This window comes from Chryseobacterium jejuense (genome assembly GCF_017877355.1).
Classification (GTDB): Bacteria; Bacteroidota; Bacteroidia; order Flavobacteriales; family Weeksellaceae; genus Chryseobacterium; species Chryseobacterium jejuense_A.
In genome coordinates, this window is record NZ_JAGIPR010000021.1 from 1 (window position 1) to 22,325 (window position 22,325).

At 34.9% G+C, this 22,325-nt stretch carries 15 protein-coding genes, 1 tRNA gene and 1 pseudogene; 5 read left to right on the plus strand and 12 right to left on the minus strand.

The features are described 5' to 3' along the window. Window positions 1-118: 118 nt before the first annotated feature. The 9 genes and pseudogenes from J2772_RS23825 to J2772_RS23865 form a co-directional block, all read right to left on the minus strand. On the minus strand, window positions 119-451 hold the full coding sequence (locus J2772_RS23825) for a hypothetical protein (protein WP_209921489.1): 333 nt from the start codon (window positions 449-451) through the stop codon (window positions 119-121). Between the two features lie 765 nt (window positions 452-1,216). After that, window positions 1,217-1,763, minus strand: a pseudogene (locus J2772_RS24265) (RHS repeat domain-containing protein); the annotation flags it as partial. 86 nt (window positions 1,764-1,849) lie between these two features. Continuing rightward, window positions 1,850-2,392, minus strand: a complete 543-nt coding sequence (locus J2772_RS23835; protein ID WP_209921491.1) for a hypothetical protein — start codon at window positions 2,390-2,392, stop codon at window positions 1,850-1,852. A gap of 21 nt (window positions 2,393-2,413) precedes the next feature. Next, entirely contained in the window at window positions 2,414-3,184 is a 771-nt protein-coding gene (locus J2772_RS23840; protein ID WP_245365323.1) for an RHS repeat-associated core domain-containing protein, read from the minus strand. A 240-nt stretch (window positions 3,185-3,424) separates the two neighbouring features. Next, complete coding sequence (locus J2772_RS23845) at window positions 3,425-3,907, minus strand: hypothetical protein (RefSeq protein WP_209921494.1); 483 nt, start codon at window positions 3,905-3,907, stop codon at window positions 3,425-3,427. A gap of 1 nt (window position 3,908) precedes the next feature. Further along, on the minus strand, window positions 3,909-7,508 hold the full coding sequence (locus J2772_RS23850) for a DUF6443 domain-containing protein (protein WP_245365324.1): 3,600 nt from the start codon (window positions 7,506-7,508) through the stop codon (window positions 3,909-3,911). 169 nt (window positions 7,509-7,677) lie between these two features. Next, window positions 7,678-10,974, minus strand: coding sequence for a hypothetical protein (locus tag J2772_RS23855; RefSeq protein WP_209921497.1), 3,297 nt, complete (start codon window positions 10,972-10,974; stop codon window positions 7,678-7,680). Between the two features lie 6 nt (window positions 10,975-10,980). Continuing rightward, window positions 10,981-12,612, minus strand: a complete 1,632-nt coding sequence (locus tag J2772_RS23860) for a T9SS type A sorting domain-containing protein (RefSeq protein WP_209921500.1) — start codon at window positions 12,610-12,612, stop codon at window positions 10,981-10,983. Window positions 12,613-13,034: 422 nt separating this feature from the next. After that, window positions 13,035-13,105 (minus strand) — tRNA-Gln (locus J2772_RS23865). A gap of 258 nt (window positions 13,106-13,363) precedes the next feature. Between J2772_RS23865 and der the strand changes: the two genes are divergently transcribed. Beyond that, window positions 13,364-14,674: a ribosome biogenesis GTPase Der gene (gene der, locus J2772_RS23870; RefSeq protein ID WP_045500618.1), complete on the plus strand. Its 1,311-nt coding sequence runs from the start codon at window positions 13,364-13,366 to the stop codon at window positions 14,672-14,674. Window positions 14,675-14,829: 155 nt separating this feature from the next. Next, window positions 14,830-15,480 (plus strand): uracil phosphoribosyltransferase, encoded by a 651-nt coding sequence (upp, locus tag J2772_RS23875; RefSeq protein WP_045500615.1) that lies wholly within the window; start codon window positions 14,830-14,832, stop codon window positions 15,478-15,480. A 1-nt stretch (window position 15,481) separates the two neighbouring features. On the opposite strand, the gene J2772_RS23880 is transcribed toward upp, so the two are convergent. The 3 genes from J2772_RS23880 to J2772_RS23890 form a co-directional block, all read right to left on the minus strand. Continuing rightward, window positions 15,482-16,168 (minus strand): alpha/beta fold hydrolase, encoded by a 687-nt coding sequence (locus tag J2772_RS23880; protein WP_209921503.1) that lies wholly within the window; start codon window positions 16,166-16,168, stop codon window positions 15,482-15,484. An 86-nt stretch (window positions 16,169-16,254) separates the two neighbouring features. After that, entirely contained in the window at window positions 16,255-16,908 is a 654-nt protein-coding gene (locus tag J2772_RS23885) for a ComF family protein (protein WP_209921505.1), read from the minus strand. Between the two features lie 68 nt (window positions 16,909-16,976). Then, on the minus strand, window positions 16,977-18,449 hold the full coding sequence (locus J2772_RS23890; RefSeq protein WP_209921507.1) for a helix-turn-helix domain-containing protein: 1,473 nt from the start codon (window positions 18,447-18,449) through the stop codon (window positions 16,977-16,979). A gap of 126 nt (window positions 18,450-18,575) precedes the next feature. On the opposite strand from J2772_RS23890, the gene aceB reads away from it, so the two are divergent. From aceB to J2772_RS23905, 3 genes are all read left to right on the plus strand, one after another. Next, on the plus strand, window positions 18,576-20,150 hold the full coding sequence (aceB, locus tag J2772_RS23895; protein ID WP_209921510.1) for a malate synthase A: 1,575 nt from the start codon (window positions 18,576-18,578) through the stop codon (window positions 20,148-20,150). Window positions 20,151-20,237: 87 nt separating this feature from the next. Further along, window positions 20,238-21,518: an isocitrate lyase gene (gene aceA, locus J2772_RS23900; protein WP_209921513.1), complete on the plus strand. Its 1,281-nt coding sequence runs from the start codon at window positions 20,238-20,240 to the stop codon at window positions 21,516-21,518. A 228-nt stretch (window positions 21,519-21,746) separates the two neighbouring features. Then, entirely contained in the window at window positions 21,747-22,322 is a 576-nt protein-coding gene (locus J2772_RS23905) for an OmpH family outer membrane protein (protein ID WP_209921516.1), read from the plus strand. The last annotated feature ends 3 nt before the right edge of the window (window positions 22,323-22,325 follow it).

Below are 22,325 nucleotides of genomic sequence, written 5' to 3' on the forward strand. Positions count from 1 at the left end.
AAGACTTAATTTAAAAGGAAAGAGTCCGGTACAGTACCGAACTCTTTCATATAATAATATTGTTTAATTTTGTCTAAACTTTTGGGTGCAGTCTATTTTAAAACTGGGGATTTTTTTGTTATAAATCTTTTAAATCAAAGTTTTTATAAAATTCATACTTTCCGATTTGATTCTTTTTATAGACTTTAAATTCATCAGTATTTGCTTCTTTGGATATGGAATCTCCCACCTTTATAGGACTATTACTCAATAATGTAATTACAACATTATTTTTTGTTAAATAATCGTAGCTCCTGCCTCCAGACCAATTACTTTTTTTCGTAATTATAAGTGAGTTAATGACTGTTTTATGAAATTTTTCTCGCTCTAAATAACCTTTTCTTTCAAAGAAAATTATAATACCTATAATTATAAATATGGGAAATAATCTCCACAAATTTTTAATTTTCATTCTACTTAAATTTAAAAACTGGTTTAACGATTGGAGTATATTGATAGTTTCCTTGTAGATTAATAACTGATGCAGGGCTACCTTCAATACCAACTCCAATTTGTCCTGATATACCAATAAAGCCATTTCCATTTCCTGTTGGCGCATACGAAGCGCCAACTGAACCATCTACAATAAGGCCTAATCCTCCTGACGCCCCAAAAGTATGTCCTTGCAACATTCCTGAATTAATAGTACTTGGATTTCCTGTGTACATTCCTCTACCAAAAGTAATACCAGCATTACCTTCAATTCCATCCCCAATTGCTGCATTTACAGTAGGAGTAAAATATAATCCTGGCTCTTGTCCTCTTGTTAAAAGTGTGAAGTTAATAGGAGTAGTTCCAACACCTAAAAATGCAGCAACATTGGAAGTTAAACCAACACTATATGAATCGCTTACCATACCTCTTGCAAAATTACTGTTCCATCCTCCTGAAAATTGTGAAGCTATGGCAGAAGTTGTTCCTGAAATAGCATCCCTAAACCAATTTGATAATCCAAGCATTCCTGCTGAACCATTACTGTCTGCTGGAATATAAGATGCCTGTCCATTAAACCCTAAATAAGTTTGTCCAGTATCTCCTCCTTCTTGTCCTTGTATAGGAGAATTACTAATTATACTTCCATCATCTTTATAATCTGTAAATCCTTGCTGTTGATAATTTTGAGCGGTTAAATTTGCATCCCAACTCCAAACATTATTTTTCAATCCCCATCCTAAACCTTCTTTTCCGTCTGGGTCAATAAAATTAATTGGATTACTGAACGCATAATTATAAGGACTATGTCTCGTCATCTTCTCCGCCAACGGATCTACCACGCCCCATCTGCCAATATCTGCCATATACATTCTTGCCCCGTAATCATACATACCCGTCTCTTGCAACTCCTTACCGTTGTACTTATATTGATATGCAGAATTCCCCAACAGAGAATTATATCCCTGATGCTTTAATCCAAAAGGATAATAATTATTTTCTTCAATGATCTCTGTTCCTAAGCCATTTTTAGAATAACTTAATCTGGTATTTCCAAGATGATCTGTATAGTTATAAACATATTTTCCAGTCTCAATATTAAAATAGCCTTCTGCAGTTGGAAAGAATTTTAATACTGAATTAGTATATTGGAAGCCATCCAGATAATCGGTTGTTTCTGTTCCGAAAACCTTTCTTACCTTCACTCCATCTGCTCTGTAAAGATAATCGGTTACTTTAGCGTTTTGGGTAATCTTTTCAGGTAAATTTAAATAATTATATTGAATGGAAGAATATAATTACTAGAGCCTGTTTTTACATATAAAAAACCACTGTTTGAACAGCGGTTTTATTTTATTTGTGGTCACCAGCGAGGGGATTATTTAGTTACTATATATTTACCTTCATAATCATCAAATGAAATTAAATAATTATCTATAAACATTTTATATAATATTGTTTGTTTTTGATTTAAAGATAAATTTTTAGGATAAAGATAATACATCTCTTTATCCTTTTCTAAATATATTTCTTTTATTAAACTAGTAGACTGATTGAAAATTTTTTTATCTATATCAAATATTATAACATCACTTTTGGAAATATCATTAGAATTAATACTTGTTTTTTGATTCAAAACTTGTTTCAAAAAAATATAAAATGATTGAAAATTATTCTTGTAATGATCTTGGTAGACATTTTCAAGTTCCAAAGCATTAGTGCTTGCCAATTTACCATCACTTAGTCTTATATATATAAGGTTGGTAGCTTTATCGGGAATATATGAGATGGTACTGGCCTCATTATCATTTATTTTTGATATTTCTTGAATAAACTTATCATTAATTTGAATGCTTGATTTAGAACAAGATACTAAAATAAGCATAAACAGAAAGTAAAAGCTATTAATTTTTATCTTCATTTTAATTACATTTTACGATTTTTACGAACCAGGCTTTTCATTCTCTTTAGCTTTATCATTAGGTAATATATTATTAGGTGGATTTGGGTTTATCTTTTCTGCTCCGTATGTTGTTCTTTTGGTAAGACCTTCAAGTTCTCTTGCCCAATTCTCTGCATCTACAGCTCTCTGTTCATTGGGATCTCTTGCTGTTTGTTTATCAGAATCTTTTGTTCCAAATGCATTCTCAATATCATAATCAAATTGATATCGCATTTCATGAACAACTGTTGTGAGGTCAGAGTTAGGAACTTTTTCATTTTTTTCAAATGATTCTTGTTTAGCTTTATCAAAATTATGAGTAGTCGTAGTTCCATCACCTTCATAATTTTTAGCAGATCCTTTTCTATTTATATTTACTTCATTTGTAGCACCTTCTTTTATTTGATGAGTATTTTTACTCTCTTCTAAATGTCTAAGCATTCCTATCAAAACCTTGTCACCAGAATGCTCTATTTTTCGATATGCTTTTGCAATTCTAAATAGAGAAGTACTAACAGAATGTTTACGTCCATCATACATTTGTCCTTTAAATTTTCCGCTAAGAAATTGAAAATTTCCATTTACATATTGTAAGCTTGTACCATCTTTAGCAATATAAACAATATATCTACCATCAGGATCAATCACATTTATAGGATCATCTACTGCATAATTATAAGGTGACCATCTCCTATATTTCTCAGCTAGCGGATCTACAACACCCCATCTTCCCAAATCCGGCATATACATTCTTGCTCCATAATCATACATTCCCGTCTCCTACAACTCTTTCCCATTATACTTGTAGTTCTTATAACTCCCTAACTGTCCTTTAATTCCTCCAATATGACTCAATCCAAGTGGGTATAGTTATTGGTATCAATAGCTTCAAAAATGCCACACGAAAGGATTCGTGCGGCAGCTGAGGGCAATTGCAGTGGGCTTTTATTTATCTGCTCACGGATTACAAATCCGAGAGAGCGGGTTTACATTACCATTACCAACTCCAAGTTAAATATGGGGTTCGTCTGATACTTCAATTATTTTAGAGAAAACCCATTTTTTACTTTTATTATTGTATTTAAGAAGGACTCTCCTTTCATCTTCAAAAATATAAAAAGGAAAAGAACCTTCAGAATACATTTTATAATTAGTTGACATTATTTTTAGTGTTACAACTAAAGAGTTTTCATAAATATTATCAATTATTATATCGAATAAAAATGTATTATCATTTTGAGATTTAAGAAAATTTTTAAAATCATCTTCATTTTTCAAAGGTATTATTTCAAAAGAATATTTTTCCTCAATATAATTTGTCTTTAAAAAAGAGATATTCTTAGGTATTATAAAAGTTAATTTTTTATTATTAATAGTAGAATAATCTCCTTTGTTAATAGAATAACTTTTATTAATTAAAGAATACAAATTTAATTCTTGCGCATTAATGGAAGAAAATAAAAATAAAAATAGTAATAAAATAAGTTTTTTCATATTATTGAGGTCTAGGTCTTGAAAGATTAATCATTGCAGCTCCTACTTTTATTACTTCAACATTATTTTTAAAAGTACCATAATTCATACTATGAACGGAACCAGAATTATTATAATAAGTTATTATTTTGTTATAGTTAGCTGGGTTTAATGGAACAAAATTCCCAATAGTACTTTGAGCGCTTGTAACTTCTGCACTTGTAATTTTACTTGTATTAGTTGCAACATCATATCCCAAAACTGCATTTGGTTGAGTGAAAAGCGCTCCAGATTTATCGGCTCCAGATGGGTTAAATCCACCAACAATAGCATTTCCACTTGTATCAAATTTCAATACTGCACCATGAGTATGAATATTGTGTGTTATACCATATCCTTTACCTGTAAGTTCATTTTCAGCCAAACCTGTTTTTACACTTCCCTTACCCGTACTAGCAACAGTAGCTAAACCTTCTAAACCATTTTTATCTCCCACTGCGATCGCTTGCTCATTCATTCCGCTAGCTTCCATATTAGAATAAGCTACATCCATACTGGAAATTAAATTATCTGAAGGAAGATCAATTAGACCATCTGAATAAGCATTAGAATTTAGAGTTACTTTTCCGTCTTTAATTGAAGATGTAATTCTACTTTCTTCAGTAGAATTTAATGCAACTCTTACTTTTCCATTATTAACACCGTCAGTTCCTAAATAATTTCCACTTAAACCAAAATAATCTGTTAAAGGTGCTCTTCCATCTGGATCAATAAACCTGATTGGATTATTAAAAGCATAATTATACGGACTATGACGAGTCATCTTTTCCGCCAACGGATCCTCCACGCCCCATCTACCTAAGTCTGGCATATAAAATCTTGCTCCATAGTCATACATACCCGTCTCCTGCAGTTCCTTCCCATTGTACTTATACTGATACGCAGAATTCCCCAAGAGTGTATTATACCCCTCATGTTTTAATCCAAACGGATAATAATTATTTTCTTCAATAATCTCTGTTCCTAATCCATTTTTAACATAGCTCAATCTGGTATTGCCAAGATGATCCGTATAGTTATAAACATATTTTCCGGTCTCAACATTAAAATATCCTTCTGCTGTTGGGAAGAATTTTAATATTGAATTGGTATACTGGAAGCCATCCAGATAATCAGTTGTCTCCGGCCCAAAAACCTTTCTTACCTTCACTCCATCTGCTCTGTAAATATAATCCGTTACTTTGGAGTTTTGGGTAACCTTCTGAGGTAAATTTAGATAATTATATTGAATAGAAGAAATTCCCTTATCCACCTGAGTCGTCATATTTCCATTTGCATCGTAGGTGATGGTACTTCCGGTACTTCCATCTGCTAATGGATATCCACTTATAGCATTCCCGGTTCCGATTTCTTTAAGGTAGGATAGCTTATTGCTTTGTTCCCCATTCTCATAATGGTATTCCAGATGATCCATAACTTCAGGTGCGGTGTATCCTGAAAGCTGCTTTCCTCTTCTTAAAAGCGTTTTAATATTTCCATTAAGATCATAGGTAAGCTGTTCGTGATATTCTCCTCTCTCTAAATTCATGGCATCCCAGAAACGCCCTTCTTTAAGACGGTTAAGGGCGTCGTATTCATAAGAATAATTTCTCAGTACAGCATCGTTTTGAGTAATCCACGACATCTGGGAAATGTTTCCATTGTATCTCGTAGAACCTGAATACTGATTGTTTGGGTTACTATAACGCAGTTCGTAAGCAAAAAGTTTATTCTGCAAATTGGAAGGATCATTAAGCCTGGTCATCCAACCTCTTATATTGTAGGCGTATTTAATACTCTGCAGCGGGCTGCCTGTGGTATTTCCTACATTTTTAACTCGCAATTGCCCCAGATCATTATAAAGGTTTTCGGCAAGAAGTTCCTGAGCTCCACCATTTACCTGATTCCAATGTCTTACCAATCTTTCCTGATGGTCATATTCAAAGGTTTCTTTAAGATTGACCTTCGGGTCATTGGCTGTTCTTTTATGCTCAATAAGTGTATATTCCGGTACTCCTGAAAACTTCAGATAACTTTCAGTCTTGGTATATCCGCCTAAATGATTCAAAGAATGGGTAGCAATTGCTCGTCCTCTCTTATCATAATAGGTGTATACTTTTGTCCAGCTGTCATTTTCAATGTTTTTAGTATAGCTGGCTGTGGGAAGGCTTTTAGTACTTACATCTGAACTCTGTGTCTGTGGTAATACTTCCTGATTTAAAACCGTAGCTACTGATGGTGCTTCCTGAGGATAAGTATCATAATAATTGACACTTAAAATGGTTGGTATTTCTCCAACAAAGGCACTATCGGTATAGTACACAGTAATGCCATTTCGAGTAAATCCTGTTGTACTTCTATCTTCAGTAATAACCAGATCCTTGATCTGATTCTGCCTGCCTGCTCTATCACCACCTGTTAAAAGTCCTGCATAAACAATTCTTCCGAACTTATCATATTTGTTAATGATCCATTTATTGGCAGCCTTCAGATTCGCATCCTGAGTTAGAATCAGTCTATCTGATTTATCATATACCATTTTTTCCACACCTTTGCCTGGAAGTTTTTTCTCTACAAGTCTGTTTTTACCATCATACTTATATTGATAACACAATTGCTCCAATATTGAGTCTGAAACAGTTGGTAAAGCAGAAGCCAATGGCGGAATAACAAATGCCAGTTGATCATATTCATTATAGACGTAATAAGTATCTGCATTTTCTGAGGAACTGATGACTTTTCTTACCAACAGAGTCTGCCCTTTGCCGTTTTTAAATTCTATGGTTTTATTATTGTCTTCATCTGTTATCGTGTTTTTATACAACTGTGCCTCGCCATATGTACCAGATATGCTTAGTTCAGAGGAAGTAGCTCCGTCTGGCCAAGTAGTAACAGTAGTATATTTTCTAACTTCTTCCTGCATATTAGCTTCATATGTAAAAACAACAGGTTTGTTTTTCCAGTCATTACCAGGGCTATTCTGATTTAAAACTCTATCAATTGGAGAATTCTCCAGGGTTTTATGGGCAAAAGGATAGGAATCATTAATATCATTAGACTGATAATAACTATTGGCACTAGTTTCTACTCCGGTTTGGATATTCCCATTTAATGAGGCCATAGGAACCGGAAGCCAGCTATCAACGGGTCTTCCAAATCCGTCATAAGGAATATGAGTTACAAGGTCTTTTCCGCTAGAGGTAGATTTTATACTGACTGACTGTTTAGGTCTTCCCAATCCATCAAAAAACTGAACATTTTGTATTTGTTGAAGAGATCCGTTTGAAACTGTAGTGGGCACTAAATATTGTCTGGTATAAATATAATTTTCGGTGCTTGGAATATTATTAGATGAATAATCTACAGTGATAGGGGTATAGGTATCTCCACTACCAGAGGATGATCCGCCAATGTAAGCACGAAATGTTCCGTTGACAGAATTGAATTTGAATCCCGGAAGCATACGGATACTTACAGGATCTGCCACTTCGGTATTAGGAGTAGGAGGGGTTGTTAAAACAATCTGTCCAAAATGAAGAAGGCTCCATAGCAGTCCTATACTTATATATATTTTTTTATGCATTATTCTATATTAGCAGGTTAATACTGTACATTGAAATGAGAATCATAAGACCCAATTTCTAAATCAACTAATGGTGATGCAGATACTGTTTGGACAACATCTACTGATATATATAATGGAACGGATAAAGTTCCTGTAGTGAATATTATTTTTTTCATAATTTGAGTTATTATGGTTTATAGTTATATTGAAATTCTTTTAATAGTTTTCCTGTATTGCTTTGCTCTCTGACTTCTTTAAGTCTGCCCGCAGTATCATATATATAAACCTCTCTGAGCCCGGATGGTGGAGTAATACTTCGCACTCCAATCAGCGGATCATAGGTATAGGTTGTAATCTGATAACCAGATAAAGTTGGGTTATTTCTGAAAGTATTTAATGCTTTAATGAGATCCTCATCTGAAGTATCCGTTCCTTGCTTAGCATCTAAGTCAGATGCATTAACTATGCTATCTATTAAAGATTGTCCAATATTTTCCAGTTTTGCATTTTCAATTTTGGCAATTGGTTGAGTTTTGTTATATCCCCAGATAATAACTGTAGAAACATCATCTTTGGTCGTGTATTGCAAAAGATTTCCTTTAGAATCGTATTGGTTATAAGTCACTTCGGTACTAGCCTGAGAAATATTATTCAGATTATATGAAATGGCTGAACTTGGAAATAAGTTGACAGGATTATCATATTTAATCTCTAATTTAGAAATTATTTTTCCGACATCTAATGCGTTTTGCTTTTTTATAACGGTCGTTTCCAAAGGAATCCCAACCATATTAGCATTTATTAATTTTTGATCTTGTTTATCCTCTGCATATTTATACCCCGTATCAAGTAATTCATTTGTTGAAGTTTGAACAGTTATACTACTTAAGAAGCCTTTTGAATTATAGTTATTATTTTCTATCGAACTTATATTTATCATATTATTGATATAATCTTTTTTTATTGAACTTTTTAGGTATACATAATCTCCCTGTTGGAAGTTTGATAAAAAGTCAATAGCTTCAATTTCAGCGGATTCGGCAATAAAGGTGTTTTCTGAGGATACACCAATACCATAAATTTTTTTCGGAATGAAACCACTAGGGTTCACTGTATACTCGTTAATAGCTTCCGTAACTAAATTCCCATTACTATCCCGCTCTTTCTGACTTAAAATCATACCACGTAAGTAGCTTCTGTCAGTAGTTGCGTTCGTAGGTTGATTAAGTGTATTCCATGAATCAGAATATGTATAAAAACTTGAAGCTACTGGTTTAAAACTAGCTGGATACCCAGTCGACTTCCAACGTTTACCAGATCTATAAAAATCTTGATACTTACTAAATGCGCTTAATAGATACTCTGTACTTCCGCGACCTTCAGTATCCACCACAACTCTTGAATAACGTATAAGATCATTGTAGGGAAAATACTTTTGATTAGAATAAATCATCATATATACGCTTGTTTCACCTGAATCCTCATTGGTCATAATCTTTTGACGATCAAGCATCCTGCCACCCCCTTGATTATCCTCCATTAAAGTATTTTGGTACATATGCTGCGAAAGTTCACCACTTGACTTACCATTTTCAAGCAAATATTTGAATGATTTGACAATTGGCGTAGCACCAGGATTTTCTTTTTTACTTATCCTTTTTATTCTAAGTCCTCCGGTCTTATTTTTTGTTATTGTTTGCAAACCCAATGGGGAAACTGCAAAATCATTAAGCTCATATTCATATTCAATTGTACCTTTTGTTGGATAGGTTATTTTTTTGAGCATATTAGCTTTTGCCCGTTCTTCATTTGGACTTCTATCAGCACCATCATATTGAACTCCCAAATAATTTTTTATCATGGGAAACAAAGTATTTAGCGGGTTAGCATTGAAATACCCCCAATAATCCTGTTGATATGCATTTCTTGGTGGCAGCTCAACATCGGTATAATAGTCAAGGAATGTTGTTGATAATGTTGAACCACCAGTACCAAATCGGTTTACAGCCACTAATTTTAGACGTTTGCAATTATTACCTGTACAACCTGCTGAAAAATAATTCTGTGCTAACGCAATCTTTTCAACTTGTCTATTGTTTGGATCAAGCTTTGTTATTGTAAAAAGACTTTTTCTTTTAATCGAATTTTGGCTTTGATCAATATCTTCACGAATGCCTCCGTCATAATCAAAAACAATTTTACTATTATCAGTGGCTTTAATAATAGAAATTCTCTTCGGAGACTTAAGTCTGTAAGCCACATCTCTTGGAAGGATCCTTTCATCAAAACCTGCATCGCCGGAACCTGGAAAGTAGTTTGGAGGTGTATTTCTACTGCCTGATGAAGGTCTAAATTTTTCCTTAATTTCTGCTTTTTCTGTATAAATTAGATCAGCAGTTGTCTCATATTTAAACTCCATTATTTCACCATTAACTCCTTCCACTTTGCTTAAATACCATTTAGAAATATGCTCAGAAGCATCAATACCTTCATTAGTGTTGGGGGTAGGATATGCCCAATCATCATAAAATGGAGTAGTGGGAGTTTGGCTGTATAAAACCTCATAATATTCAGGTGTATTAGAAAAATAATACTTTATACCTTCAGGAGTGGTAAAAATCCATGTATCACCATATGCTGCTGGTGAATTAAAAGGTGATTCGATTTTTAAGCCGGGGATATGAGGAACTGTGGTAGGTACCCTGTTCCCATCAAAAACAAATTTTCCGGAATATTTTCCGAAATTAAAATAAAACTCATCAGGCTCACCGTCAACATTGAAAAAATCCCAGCCCATTCCTGCCATAGAAGCCAGATCAGCAGCGGCAACTCCTCCTGAATAACTGGCTCCTCCATCTGGATTAATTGGCTGTCCATAAAAATATCTAAAAAAACCACTATAGTTATTTCCGTTTACAAAATCTTGAGCAAATTTTTGTACTGCACCACCTAATGCATCATTATTTCCTGCTTTAGCGGGGAATAAATATGGAATTGCAGGATTCATTTTTGGGACCCAATTTGCATAATCTAACCATCCGTTCGTGAATTTCTGATTGTTTGGACCATATATTGGCTGTGTGCCTTCATTCTGTACACTTGCATTCGCATAAATTCTTGCATCATCAGGAAAACCATTAACCTTTCTAGTAATTTCGCCACCAGCCAAAAGCTCCCAACCCAGTCCTACATCACTTGAAATATCATTAACTCTTATTCCTCTTCCCTTATTATAAACCAGACTGACGTCGTCCGATAAATAATTCGTCTTTAACCCAAGTAGAGAAATTTTCGGTTTAACAACACCTGTACTCAGATCAGCGTCATCGTCTGCAACAATATAGTTCGTAAGTGAACCTACCTCTGGTTTGTTTACCTGTGTTCTCCTAAAATCTATCGTTGCTTTATCTTCCCATCTCATCTGTGATTTATACAACCCAATTGTTGAGAGAAGTATTAAGACCGATATTGTATTCTTCTTCATATTAAATTATCTTTTAATTAGTTTGGCATTCGCTGATTTATTATTATCCGTTTTTATCGTTACTAAGTAGGCTCCCTGTACCAAAGCCTGGGTATTAATCTTAGTGACCTTATTCTTAGTTTTAAAGTTCTGAAGCTGTCTTCCGCTCATATCATACAGTATAATATCAGCTTCTTTAAAATCAAAACCAATTTCTACATAAGCATAGTCAGATACTGGGTTTGGATAAATTTTAATATCATATTTCTCTATCAGATCATTCACTTGTTTATCACCCAGCTTTACAATCTTCCAGTTCTCCTTACCAAGTTCTTTGGCACTGGTTCCTGCTAAAACAATAGAGCCATCTCTATTCAGTTTCAAATCTGAAAGTCTCTCTTCTTTTTGTCTAGATTCTCCTGTAACATGCTTTCTCCACTGCTCATTTCCATTGCTATCTAAATACAGCATCCAAAAGGTTTCATCATTTTCTTGTATTCTTCCTTCGGCTTGAGTGTAACCACCTAACAAGATTCCTTTTGAAGATTGATTGTCTGCTGAATGAATCACACTCATTCCCATGAGTATATCACGATTTTTGAAATTATAAGACTTCTGCCACTGCTCATCACCTCTATCATTAAGAGCAATAATCCAAAGGTCTGTTCCTTCTTCAATACCTACTGTTTTATTCCCGGATCTTTCAGATCTGGATTCACCACCAATGATATAACCGTTTGCAGTTAAAGCCAATGTTCTGATGTGATCGTCTCCTTTACCACCAAAGTTTTTTTCCCATTCCACTTTTCCGGTTTTGTCCAGTTTAATGATCCAGTAGTCGCCTTCTCCAAAGTTTTCAGTTTGTTTGGAGGTAGCAGTTATCAGGTTGGAGGTAGCAGGTTTTTCAGCCAGAGCATTTCTTTCGGGAGTTCTAACTCCAGTTCCCGCATTACGAACCTCGGAACTTCTTGAGTAAATTCCTAGTAAGGCTCCACCATCTTTTGTTGGAATCATTTTTTCAACTTCATCTAAACCTTTTCCGCCTAATATCAATTGGGAAAGTTCCTTCCCGTCTTTATCCAGTCTGGTGATCCAGACATCTTTGGAACCATAACCATTGGAAGAACTTTGTACATTTCCGGCAACAAAAAAGCCCAAGTCTGTACTTTGAATAACTGCTCTGGCTTCCTCATCAGAAGATGTTCCCAACGTTTTCTGCCATAATTCATCTCCGAATTCATTAATCCTGATGATCCACATATCTGATCCACCTTTGGAATCCTCTTTTTTATCCAAACTTTTTCCTGAATAGGTTGTTCCGGCCAATAGAAATCCTCCGTCTTGAGTGGTTACCGTTGCAGATAAGTAATCGTGGTTATTTCCTGAGAAATACTTTTCCCAGGCTTCATTTCCTTGCTGGTTGAGTTTTATCAGATGAAAATCGTAGCCATTGTTTTGTTTTTGGCTGTTAGAGGTCTGTGATTGGTTTTTAATTTGGATTGAGCTCCCTGTAATAAGATATTGCTGATCGATGGTCGCGGTAATCTGACTTAAAAAATCCTGAGTAGAGGAGTTGATGTCTTTTTGCCAAACAACTTCCTGCGCAGATACCCCTAAAACGGTGCATAAAGCCCATGTACTGAGATAAAGTTTTTTCATTCCTTGTTGTTGATTAATAGTCATTTTAAAATCACGCGAAAATAGGGCTTTTTAACATTTATTAACGCTCATCTTAAGGTGAATTAATATGAGTTTTATCACGATTAAGTGGAGTTAAATTCAATTATTTGAAGTAAAACTTATAGTAAGAATTTTAATTCATATTGTGTTAAAATTTGATTTTGGAAACTTTTGTTAAAAAATTCTCTAAGTTATTGTTGATTAGAAAGTAAATTGGGTAAAAAGTGAATGATTACTTATAAAAATGAAATCCTATTTAATATTCCTATTGGGTTGAAATAGTAGAGAGAGGTTTGTTTGTGAGTGAGATTTGAAATGAAGAGAAAATTTCAAAATCCAAGTTTTTATATAAAATGAGATTTGAATAAAAACAAAAACCACCCTTAAAAAAGGATGGTTTGTAGACCCACAGGGATTCGAACCCCGACTGACGGTACCAAAAACCGGAGTGCTACCGTTACACTATAGGTCTGTTTTGATGCTGCGAAATTAGAAAAATTATTTGAAATACAAAAATCAAAATTAAAAAATATTAACATAATCGTTGTGGTGTAGCGTTATCTGTTGATTTCCAAATAATTATTTTTCATGGAAGATTTTCAGATCGAGGAGAATTTTTAATACTAAATAATAAAATCTTATCTTTGCAAAAAAATTGGGCTCCAAAAGTTGGAGTAACCCATTAATAACTTATCCTTAGCGTAGCAAAAAGGATTATTAAACATTTTTTATGTCAAATATTGTCGCAATCGTTGGACGTCCCAACGTAGGAAAATCCACGCTTTTTAACCGTTTATTAGAGAGAAGAGAAGCTATTGTAGATTCTACAGCCGGTGTTACCAGAGACCGTCATTACGGAAAATCTGACTGGAATGGAGTAGACTTTACGGTAATTGATACCGGAGGATATGATGTAGGTACAGATGATATCTTTGAAGAAGAAATCCGTAAGCAGGTACAATTAGCAGTAGATGAAGCAACTTCTATTATCTTTATGATGAACGTGGAAGAAGGTCTTACAGATACCGATTACGAAATTTACAGACTGCTTAGAAGATCTAATAAACCAATCTATATTGTAATTAATAAAGTAGATTCATCCAAAGAAGAACTTCCTGCAACAGAATTCTACCAGTTAGGAATCGATAAATATTACACACTTTCTTCCGCTACAGGTTCTGGAACCGGAGATTTATTGGATGATATTGTTAAAGATTTCCCAACTACAGAATACAAAGATCCTTTCGAAGGATTACCTAAGATCACTATAGCAGGTCGTCCGAATGTAGGAAAGTCTACAATGACCAATGCTTTATTGGATGTTGAAAGAAATATTGTAACAGATATCGCGGGAACTACAAGAGACAGTATCCAGACTTTATACAATAAATTCGGTCACGAGTTTGTATTGGTGGATACAGCCGGAATGAGAAGAAAGTCTAAAGTAAATGAAGACTTAGAATTCTATTCTGTAATGAGATCTATCCGTTCTATCGAATATTCTGATGTTGTCATCATCATGGTAGATGCTACTCAGGGATGGGAATCTCAGGATATGAATATCTTCGGATTAGCACAGAAAAATAGAAAAGGAATTGTAATCCTTGTTAACAAATGGGATTTGGTTGAAGACAAGCAAACCAATACAATGCGTGATTTCGAGAAAGCAATCAAGGATAAAATTGGTCAGTTCCAGGATATTCCGATTCTGTTCGTATCAGCTTTAACGAAACAAAGAATTTTGAAGGCTGTAGAAGTAGCGATGGAGGTATACGAAGACCGTAAAAAGAAAATCAAAACTTCAAAATTGAATGAAGTAATGCTTCCTATTTTCGAAAATACACCACCGCCGGCATTGAAAGGAAAATATATTAAAATTAAATATTGCGTTCAGCTTCCTACACCATCGCCACAGTTTGTATTCTTCTGTAACCTGCCACAGTATGTGAAGGAACCATATAAGAGATTTACTGAAAACCAGTTGAGAAAAGAATTCGGGTTTACCGGAGTTCCGATTGAAGTGTATTTCAGACAAAAATAAAATGACTTTTTAATGAAAATCTGGTAAGGGCTAACCTTACCAGATTTTTTATAGATATACTTATTCTATTCGCTGTCAAACTTCAATTTCATTTTTTAGTTGTAATTTTGCAGCAATTAATGTTTACTAACTGTAATTAAAAACCTAAAATCTTCATGCTTACTATTTTATCGCAAAATTTTTCCCTTGTTAATGAATGGATTAATGAACTTCGAAATGTTCAGGTTCAGCATGACCGAATGAGATTCCGAAGAAATATGGAAAGAATCGGAGAAATTGCGGCCTTTGAAATCAGTAAAGGACTGGAAGTAAGAGATGTTGAAATCCAAACTCCTTTAGATACTATTAAAAGCAGGGAAATTGCAGTGCAGCCGGTAATTACAACTATTTTAAGAGCAGGAGTTCCGCTATTTGAAGGAATTCTTAATTATCTAGACAGAGCAGATTGTGGTTTCGTAGCAGCGTACAGAAAACACGACGCTAACGACTATTTCTCAATTAAACAAGACTATCTTACTTGTCCAAGCATTGAAGGAAGGCCTCTTATTGTAGCAGACCCCATGTTGGCAACCGGAGCTTCCCTGATTGAAGCAATCAAAGACCTATTAACTAATGGAAATCCAACCCAGCTGCACATTGTAGCAGCCATTGCTTCCAGACAAGGTGTTGAAACTGTTCAAAATGCATATCCTGATGCTCATATCTGGGTAGGAGCCATTGATGAAGACTTAACATCAAAAGGATACATCACACCAGGATTAGGGGATGCCGGAGATTTAAGCTACGGAGAAAAACTTCAAAGATAATTTAAGAAAGATTCCAGAAATCTTTTATTAAACTCAACAATAAATTTGGTCGTACTTTATCCATGGGATGCTTTGTCTCAGGAAGTACGGCCAATTTTGCATTAGGCAGGTTTCTGTAAACATGAGTACTTTCCTCAAGTGTTACCATATTATCTTTATCTCCCACCATAATCTGAACAGGAGTGTTTATAGAAGCAAGATGATCTTTCAATGGTGGATTTTTCCCCAGATCAATCATTAAATCAGCAATTGCAGGAAGTAATTGCTTCCATTTTGAACCATGCTGCCTCTCTAAAAGTTGAGCATATTGTGGAATTTTTTCAAGAATAACATCCGGGTTAAGCATTTTACTTTCCTTTAAAGCCTGCTCTTCAGTCCACTCGAATTTTGTTCCCAAAGTAATAACTGAATTTACATTTTCAGGATGTTTCATGGCATAACAAAGAGCAACATAGCCACCCATGCTGTGTCCTAGAATATATACATCCGTTAAATTGTTCTCTGTGCAATATTTAGTTAATTCCTGAGTGTATTTTTCTATATTGATTCCATCTGGGGGAAGCTCAGCACTTCCATGTCCTGAAAATAAAGGAGTATGAATGGTAAAATAGGCGGAAAGGCTATCCAGGTAAGAGTTAAATATTTCTGAATGACCCAAAGCTCCGTGTAATAAAACCAAATTCGGCATAATTATTTGTTTTTCGGAAAATTAAGCAAAAGAATCGGAACACAAAAGCGAAGAAGTATGCTGAAAATTTTAAACCTTGAATTTGTCTACACATCCATCGCCATCACCAGTACACTCACATTGTTATCGCCCGCATTTAAAATCTCCCAGGCAATAGAAGAAACGGTAGTTCCTGTTGTAAAAACATCATCAATCAGAAGAATATGTTTTCCGGTAATAAGATGGGTGGCGGAAAATGTATTAACAGTTTCCTGTCTGTGTTTTTTGTCCTTCAGCGCTTGGGCTTTAGAATAATAGTTTCTCTTGATTAATTGATGGTCAAACGGAATTTCATAGTATTTTGAAAGAGCTTCCGTATATAAATGAAGTTGATTATAGCCTCTTTCTCTCTGCTTTCTGGGATGAAGAGGTACGCTTACCAAAATCTCAGGTTTCTGATCCCTGAAATCCAATCGTTCGATAGTCCATTGTGCTAGAATTTTTCCGATGATTTCCCTGTTTTTGTATTTTAGTTCATGAATGATTTTCCTGCTTAAACTATTCTCTTCGAACTGAATAAGAGCATAGGCATTCTTAACAGGAAACGAAAGTTTGCATTGCTCTTTAACCGGATTATTTTTGGAATAGTCATAATGGGTAAAATGGATCTGTCCGAAGCATAGATTGCAAACCAGAAGATCAGCTTCAATAATTCTGTTACAATGAAGACATCGGTTGGGAAAGAGTAAGTCTAATATCATAAGTGTGTTTTTACTAAGATATAAAATAGTTTTTTAATCTTTACTCTCAAACTCTCAACCCTTTAAACTCAAAAATCCTTTTTTATCTTCTCAATGGCGTTTTTCATGCTGAGATTAAAATGCTCTTTTTCCAAGCGCACCGGCGGAGCCTGTCTTACCTCACAATCCGGGATGCTGCAGGATTCACAGGTTACTCCTACATTGATGGTTTCTAATGATGGAGACTTTATAAAACTGATTTTTTTTATCGTTTGCGAATTCAGTAGGATTCCCAGGCAATAGCTTCTGTTGCTGCCATCGGAAAAAGGATTTCTCTGAGAAGTGGAAATGACCAAGTAGCTTATTCCCTGATCTTTATAATGTGAAATTTGAGCATCTGTCAGCGTTTCATTTTCCTTTAAATGATGAAGGTTTTTCACAGCAATCCATCTTCTGCAGTAATGTTCATTCATGGCATTGGCATGAGGAGCCTGCTGATGATTAAGATGCAGTTCTTTTAAAATTTGAATTTTTTCTGAGCCTTTCTTTTTAACCAAACATAAGTAGAACAAATCCTTAATTCCCATTTCCGCAGAAAGGATATTGGTCAGGCGATAATAGAACGTTTCTGGTGAATCAGTGAAACTATTGATAAGGCTGGCAAAATTCTCCGGCTTCCATGTATTTTGCTGGAAAAATTCTGAGGTTTTTTCAATAGCAGGTTCTTTTGAAATTAATAAAGCTCCCGCAAAATAAGACGCATAAAAATTATTCAGGATTTCTTCAAAACTTCCGAAGTCAAGCCATGAGTATGTGGTAGGGCGAACTTTCAATTCCAGAACGTTGAAGCCTATTTCTTTAGCCAGAATAAATGTTTTTTGATCCTTTTCAAGCTTTTTATTCAGAAGCAGTAATTTTTTTTCCGGGATAAACAGAGACCTTAGGTTGTTCAGTGTTCCATAGCTTTCAAAATCTTCAGATTGAATCGTATAATTGAAATGTTCCGTAAGAATACTCTCCAGAATATCAGACTTTAAATTTTTATCAATTTGAAGGTGATTTTCTTCGGTAAACTGGGCTGCCTTATCTTCAATTTCCGGGAAATAATTGTCATATAACTCCTGGAATGATCTCAAAACAGCAAAGTAGAATCTTTCCTTTCCAAGATTATAGTTCTGGGAAATTTCTATCAGCGCATTGATGAAAGCTGTTACTTTTTTAGGAGCATCACTGATGATACTGATAAGGTTATTCTTGTTGATTCCGAATAATTCCAAAGGAACTTCTTTGAAGAAATCAGACTGCAGAATTTCATTAAAAGGAGCAAGACTTTTGTCTAGTTTTGTAGAAACCAACTCATCAAAAGTGCAGTTCAGAGCTTCAGAAAGCTGAATGATTTTATCATGTTTCGGATACTTTTTTCCGTTTTCAATCTCATTAAGGTAAGATTTTGATAATCCTGTTTTTACGGCAAGATCTTGAAGAGACCAATTTTTCTTTTGCCTCTGTTGTTTCAGTTTTAGCCCGAAAACTGTTTTGATATAGTCGCTTTCTGAATTCATTACTCAAATATAAATAATTAGATGCGATTATTCGCATAATAATTTTTTAAAAAATTTAGCGAACGTTCGCTGTTTGTGAAAATTTTTGTTTATGTTTGTAACATCAAGTCACAAAATCAATATGTTATGGAAACTAAGACTCAATTAAAAATTACGGCCAAGAAGCAGTTTGAAGAAATTTTCACTCCTGATTTGATAGATTTTTTAATAGCGCTTCATCAGAATTTCAATCATAAAAGAGTAAAACTTTTAGAAGAACGAAAAAAAACTCAGAAAGAATTCGATCAGGGTAATCTTCCAAAATTTCTGAAGGAGACAGAAGAGATCAGAAATGGAAATTGGGTATGTGCACCATTACCGCAAGATTTATTAGACAGGAGAGTAGAGATTACAGGTCCGGTTGACCGTAAAATGATTATCAATGCTCTGAATTCCGGAGCCTTTACTTTCATGGCAGATTTTGAAGACAGCAGCTCGCCAACATGGGAAAACGGGATGGAAGGACAAATTAATCTTTCCGATGCGATTAACAGAACCATAGATTTTGTTAACGAAACAGGAAAAGCTTACAAGCTTAATGAAAAGACAGCCGTTTTATTGGTAAGACCAAGAGGATTACATCTTCCTGAAAAGCATATTAAGATTAATGATGAAGAAGCATCAGGCTCATTGATTGATTTTGGAATTTACTTCTTCAGAAATGTAAAAAAACTGTTGGAAAAGGGAAGTGGTCCATACTTTTATCTTCCAAAATTAGAACATTATAAAGAAGCGGGATGGTGGAATGAAGTATTTGTTTTTGCTCAGGAATATCTGGGAATTCCACAGGGAACAATTAAAGCAACTGTTTTAATAGAAACCATCACAGCCTCATTTCAGATTGATGAAATTTTATACGAATTAAAAGAGCATAGCTCCGGGCTGAATTGCGGAAGATGGGATTATATTTTTTCCTATATCAAAAAATTTAGAAATCTTCCAGAGTTCATTGTTCCGGACAGAGATCAGGTAACCATGACTTCGCCCTTTATGAGTGCCTATTCAAAAAGAGTGATTGAAGTCTGTCATAAGAGAAACGTTCATGCTATGGGCGGGATGGCAGCACAGATTCCTGTAAAAAATGACGACGAAGCTAATAATATTGCTTTTGAAAAAGTTAGAAGCGATAAAGAAAGAGAAGTGAAAAACGGTCATGACGGAACCTGGGTGGCGCACCCTGCATTAGTTTCAGTGGCTAAGGATATTTTTGATGAGCATATGCCTTTCAAAAACCAGATCGATAAAAAATTTGAATACAACATACAGGAAAGTAATCTGCTGGAAATCCCGAAAGGAGAAATTACAGAGAAAGGAGTAAGAAAAAATATCAATGTAGGAATTCTTTATCTCGAAAGCTGGCTGATGGGAATTGGAGCTGCAGCTATTTACAATCTGATGGAAGACGCTGCCACTGCTGAAATTTCAAGAACGCAGATCTGGCAATGGCTGAAAAATGAAGCGGTATTAAGCGATGACAGAACATTAACCCGCAATATGGTTCTTCAATGGGAATCCGAAGAAATGGACAATATTGAAAAATATGTTGGCGAATCCCGCTTTAAAAACGGAAAATTCAACCTTGCCAAAGAACTGTTCAATGAATTGATATTCTCGGAAAACTTTGAGGAATTTCTAACCCTTAAAGCGTATCCTTTTATATAGTTTGACAATGAGAGAATAGAAATATCTGAATATTAACGAAATCCCAAATCTCGAATCCCATAATTTAACAAACAAAATCCAAATATTATGAAAACAAGACAAGAACAAATCCAGGCTCTAGAGCAAGATTGGCTGACAAACCCACGCTGGAATGGTGTAAAAAGACCTTATACGGCAGAAGAAGTATTAAAACTTCGTGGCTCTTACAAAATAGATTATACCATTGCTACAGAAATGTCTAAGAAATTCTGGGAAAAGTTAAATACTCAGGATTATGTGGCAGGGCTTGGAGCTTTAACAGGTAATCAGGCTGTGCAGGAAGTGGATGCCGGCTTAGAGGCCATCTATCTTTCAGGATGGCAGGTGGCTGCAGATGCTAACTTATCTGGAGAAATGTATCCGGATCAGTCTTTGTATCCAGCGAATTCAGTGCCTTCTGTAGTAAAGAAAATTAATAATGCTTTATTAAGAGCAGATCAGGTTCAGTCAGTAAGCGGAGCTGGAGATAAAGAATATCTTGTTCCCATTATTGCAGATGCTGAAGCAGGTTTTGGAGGAAATCTGAATGCATTTGAGCTGATGAAGCAAATGATTGAAGCAGGTGCTGCCGGAGTACATTTTGAAGATCAGCTTTCTTCTGCAAAGAAATGTGGACATTTAGGAGGAAAAGTATTAGTTCCTACTCAGGAAGCTATTAATAAATTAGTTGCAGCACGTTTAGCAGCAGATGTGTTGGGTGTTCCTAGTCTTATTATTGCGAGAACAGATGCTGATGCAGCAGACTTATTAACATCAGATATTGATGACAGAGATAAGAAATTCGTAACAGGAGAAAGAACTTCTGAAGGATTTTATGTGGTGAAAAATGGGGTAGAACAGGGAATAGACCGAGGATTATCTTATGCACCTTATGCAGATCTGATCTGGATGGAAACTTCCAACCCGGATTTGGAACAGGCTAAAAGGTTTGCAGACGGAATTCATGCACAATTTCCTGGAAAAATGCTTGCTTATAACTGCTCCCCTTCATTCAACTGGGCGGCTAAACTGAGCGTAGAGGAAATGTCTACCTTCCGCGAAGAATTAGCGAAAATGGGCTATAAATTCCAGTTTATTACCTTGGCAGGATTCCATGCTTTGAATACAGCAATGTTTGAATTGGCTTTAGCCTATAAAGAAAGAGGAATGGCTGGATATTCAGAACTTCAGGAGCGTGAATTTGCTTTACAATCAAAAGGATTCAGAGCGGTAAAACATCAGTCTTTTGTAGGGACAGGATATTTTGATGAGGTTCAGAATGTTGTTACCAACGGATCTTCTGCTACCGTAGCGATGAAGGATTCTACAGAAACGGCACAGTTCCATTAAAAATCAGTTTTTTGCATTATACATATTTTCGGAGCTCTCCTCAGTTTTTGGGGAGAGCTTTATGTTGGTTGGCGTTTTTGTGAAAGATATTTTAAGAGGTATGGCTGTTTAAAACAAGGTTTATATCTTCATTAAGTATAAAAAAAAGCAGAATGATTGTAAATGAAAAATTATATTATATTTGGGCACTGAAAAAAAGTGAATTTTTCAAAAAAAGTATATATCATAATGAAACTAATTAAATTATTTTTTATTGCAGCAGGATTAACTTTAACTGCTAATGTTGTAAATGCTCAACAGAAAATTGGAAGCGTAAATACTGCTGATATTTTTGAAAATATGAATGAAGTAAAAACAGCAGGAGAAACTATTGATAACCTAACTAAAACAAAGCAGACTGAAATTGATAAATTAATCAATGAATATCAGGCGAAGTTGAAAGTAGCACAGGATAAAGAAAAAACATTCAACGATACCAATAAAGAAGCTTTAACTAAAGAACTTATTGCGGCACAAACAGAGCTGGATAATCTAGGTAAAAAAATTGAGGAAGCAAGAGCACAGGCTGCCAAAGAAATTTCTGCTAAACAAGGAGAATTATTTACTCCAATTCAACAGAAAATAAAGACTGCTATTTTTGCAGTGTCTAAAGAAAGAAACCTAAGCTTTGTATTTGATATTGCAACGCAGGGAAGTAATCTTGTTTACACGGACGAAAGTGAAGATATTACTGCACAGGTAAAAACAAAATTAGGAGCTTCAGCAACCGCTTCTAAGCCAGCAGCAGTAAAAGCTAAAAAATAATTT

Coding starts and splice junctions, on each gene's coding strand:
- J2772_RS23825 (WP_209921489.1), bottom strand. CDS start 451: ATGAAAATTAAAAATTTGTGGAGATTATTTCCCATATTTATAATTATA.
- J2772_RS23835 (WP_209921491.1), bottom strand. CDS start 2,392: ATGAAGATAAAAATTAATAGCTTTTACTTTCTGTTTATGCTTATTTTA.
- J2772_RS23840 (WP_245365323.1), bottom strand. CDS start 3,184: ATGTATGATTATGGAGCAAGAATGTATATGCCGGATTTGGGAAGATGG.
- J2772_RS23845 (WP_209921494.1), bottom strand. CDS start 3,907: ATGAAAAAACTTATTTTATTACTATTTTTATTTTTATTTTCTTCCATT.
- J2772_RS23850 (WP_245365324.1), bottom strand. CDS start 7,508: ATGCATAAAAAAATATATATAAGTATAGGACTGCTATGGAGCCTTCTT.
- J2772_RS23855 (WP_209921497.1), bottom strand. CDS start 10,974: ATGAAGAAGAATACAATATCGGTCTTAATACTTCTCTCAACAATTGGG.
- J2772_RS23860 (WP_209921500.1), bottom strand. CDS start 12,612: ATGAAAAAACTTTATCTCAGTACATGGGCTTTATGCACCGTTTTAGGG.
- der (WP_045500618.1), top strand. CDS start 13,364: ATGTCAAATATTGTCGCAATCGTTGGACGTCCCAACGTAGGAAAATCC.
- upp (WP_045500615.1), top strand. CDS start 14,830: ATGCTTACTATTTTATCGCAAAATTTTTCCCTTGTTAATGAATGGATT.
- J2772_RS23880 (WP_209921503.1), bottom strand. CDS start 16,168: ATGCCGAATTTGGTTTTATTACACGGAGCTTTGGGTCATTCAGAAATA.
- J2772_RS23885 (WP_209921505.1), bottom strand. CDS start 16,908: ATGATATTAGACTTACTCTTTCCCAACCGATGTCTTCATTGTAACAGA.
- J2772_RS23890 (WP_209921507.1), bottom strand. CDS start 18,449: ATGAATTCAGAAAGCGACTATATCAAAACAGTTTTCGGGCTAAAACTG.
- aceB (WP_209921510.1), top strand. CDS start 18,576: ATGGAAACTAAGACTCAATTAAAAATTACGGCCAAGAAGCAGTTTGAA.
- aceA (WP_209921513.1), top strand. CDS start 20,238: ATGAAAACAAGACAAGAACAAATCCAGGCTCTAGAGCAAGATTGGCTG.
- J2772_RS23905 (WP_209921516.1), top strand. CDS start 21,747: ATGAAACTAATTAAATTATTTTTTATTGCAGCAGGATTAACTTTAACT.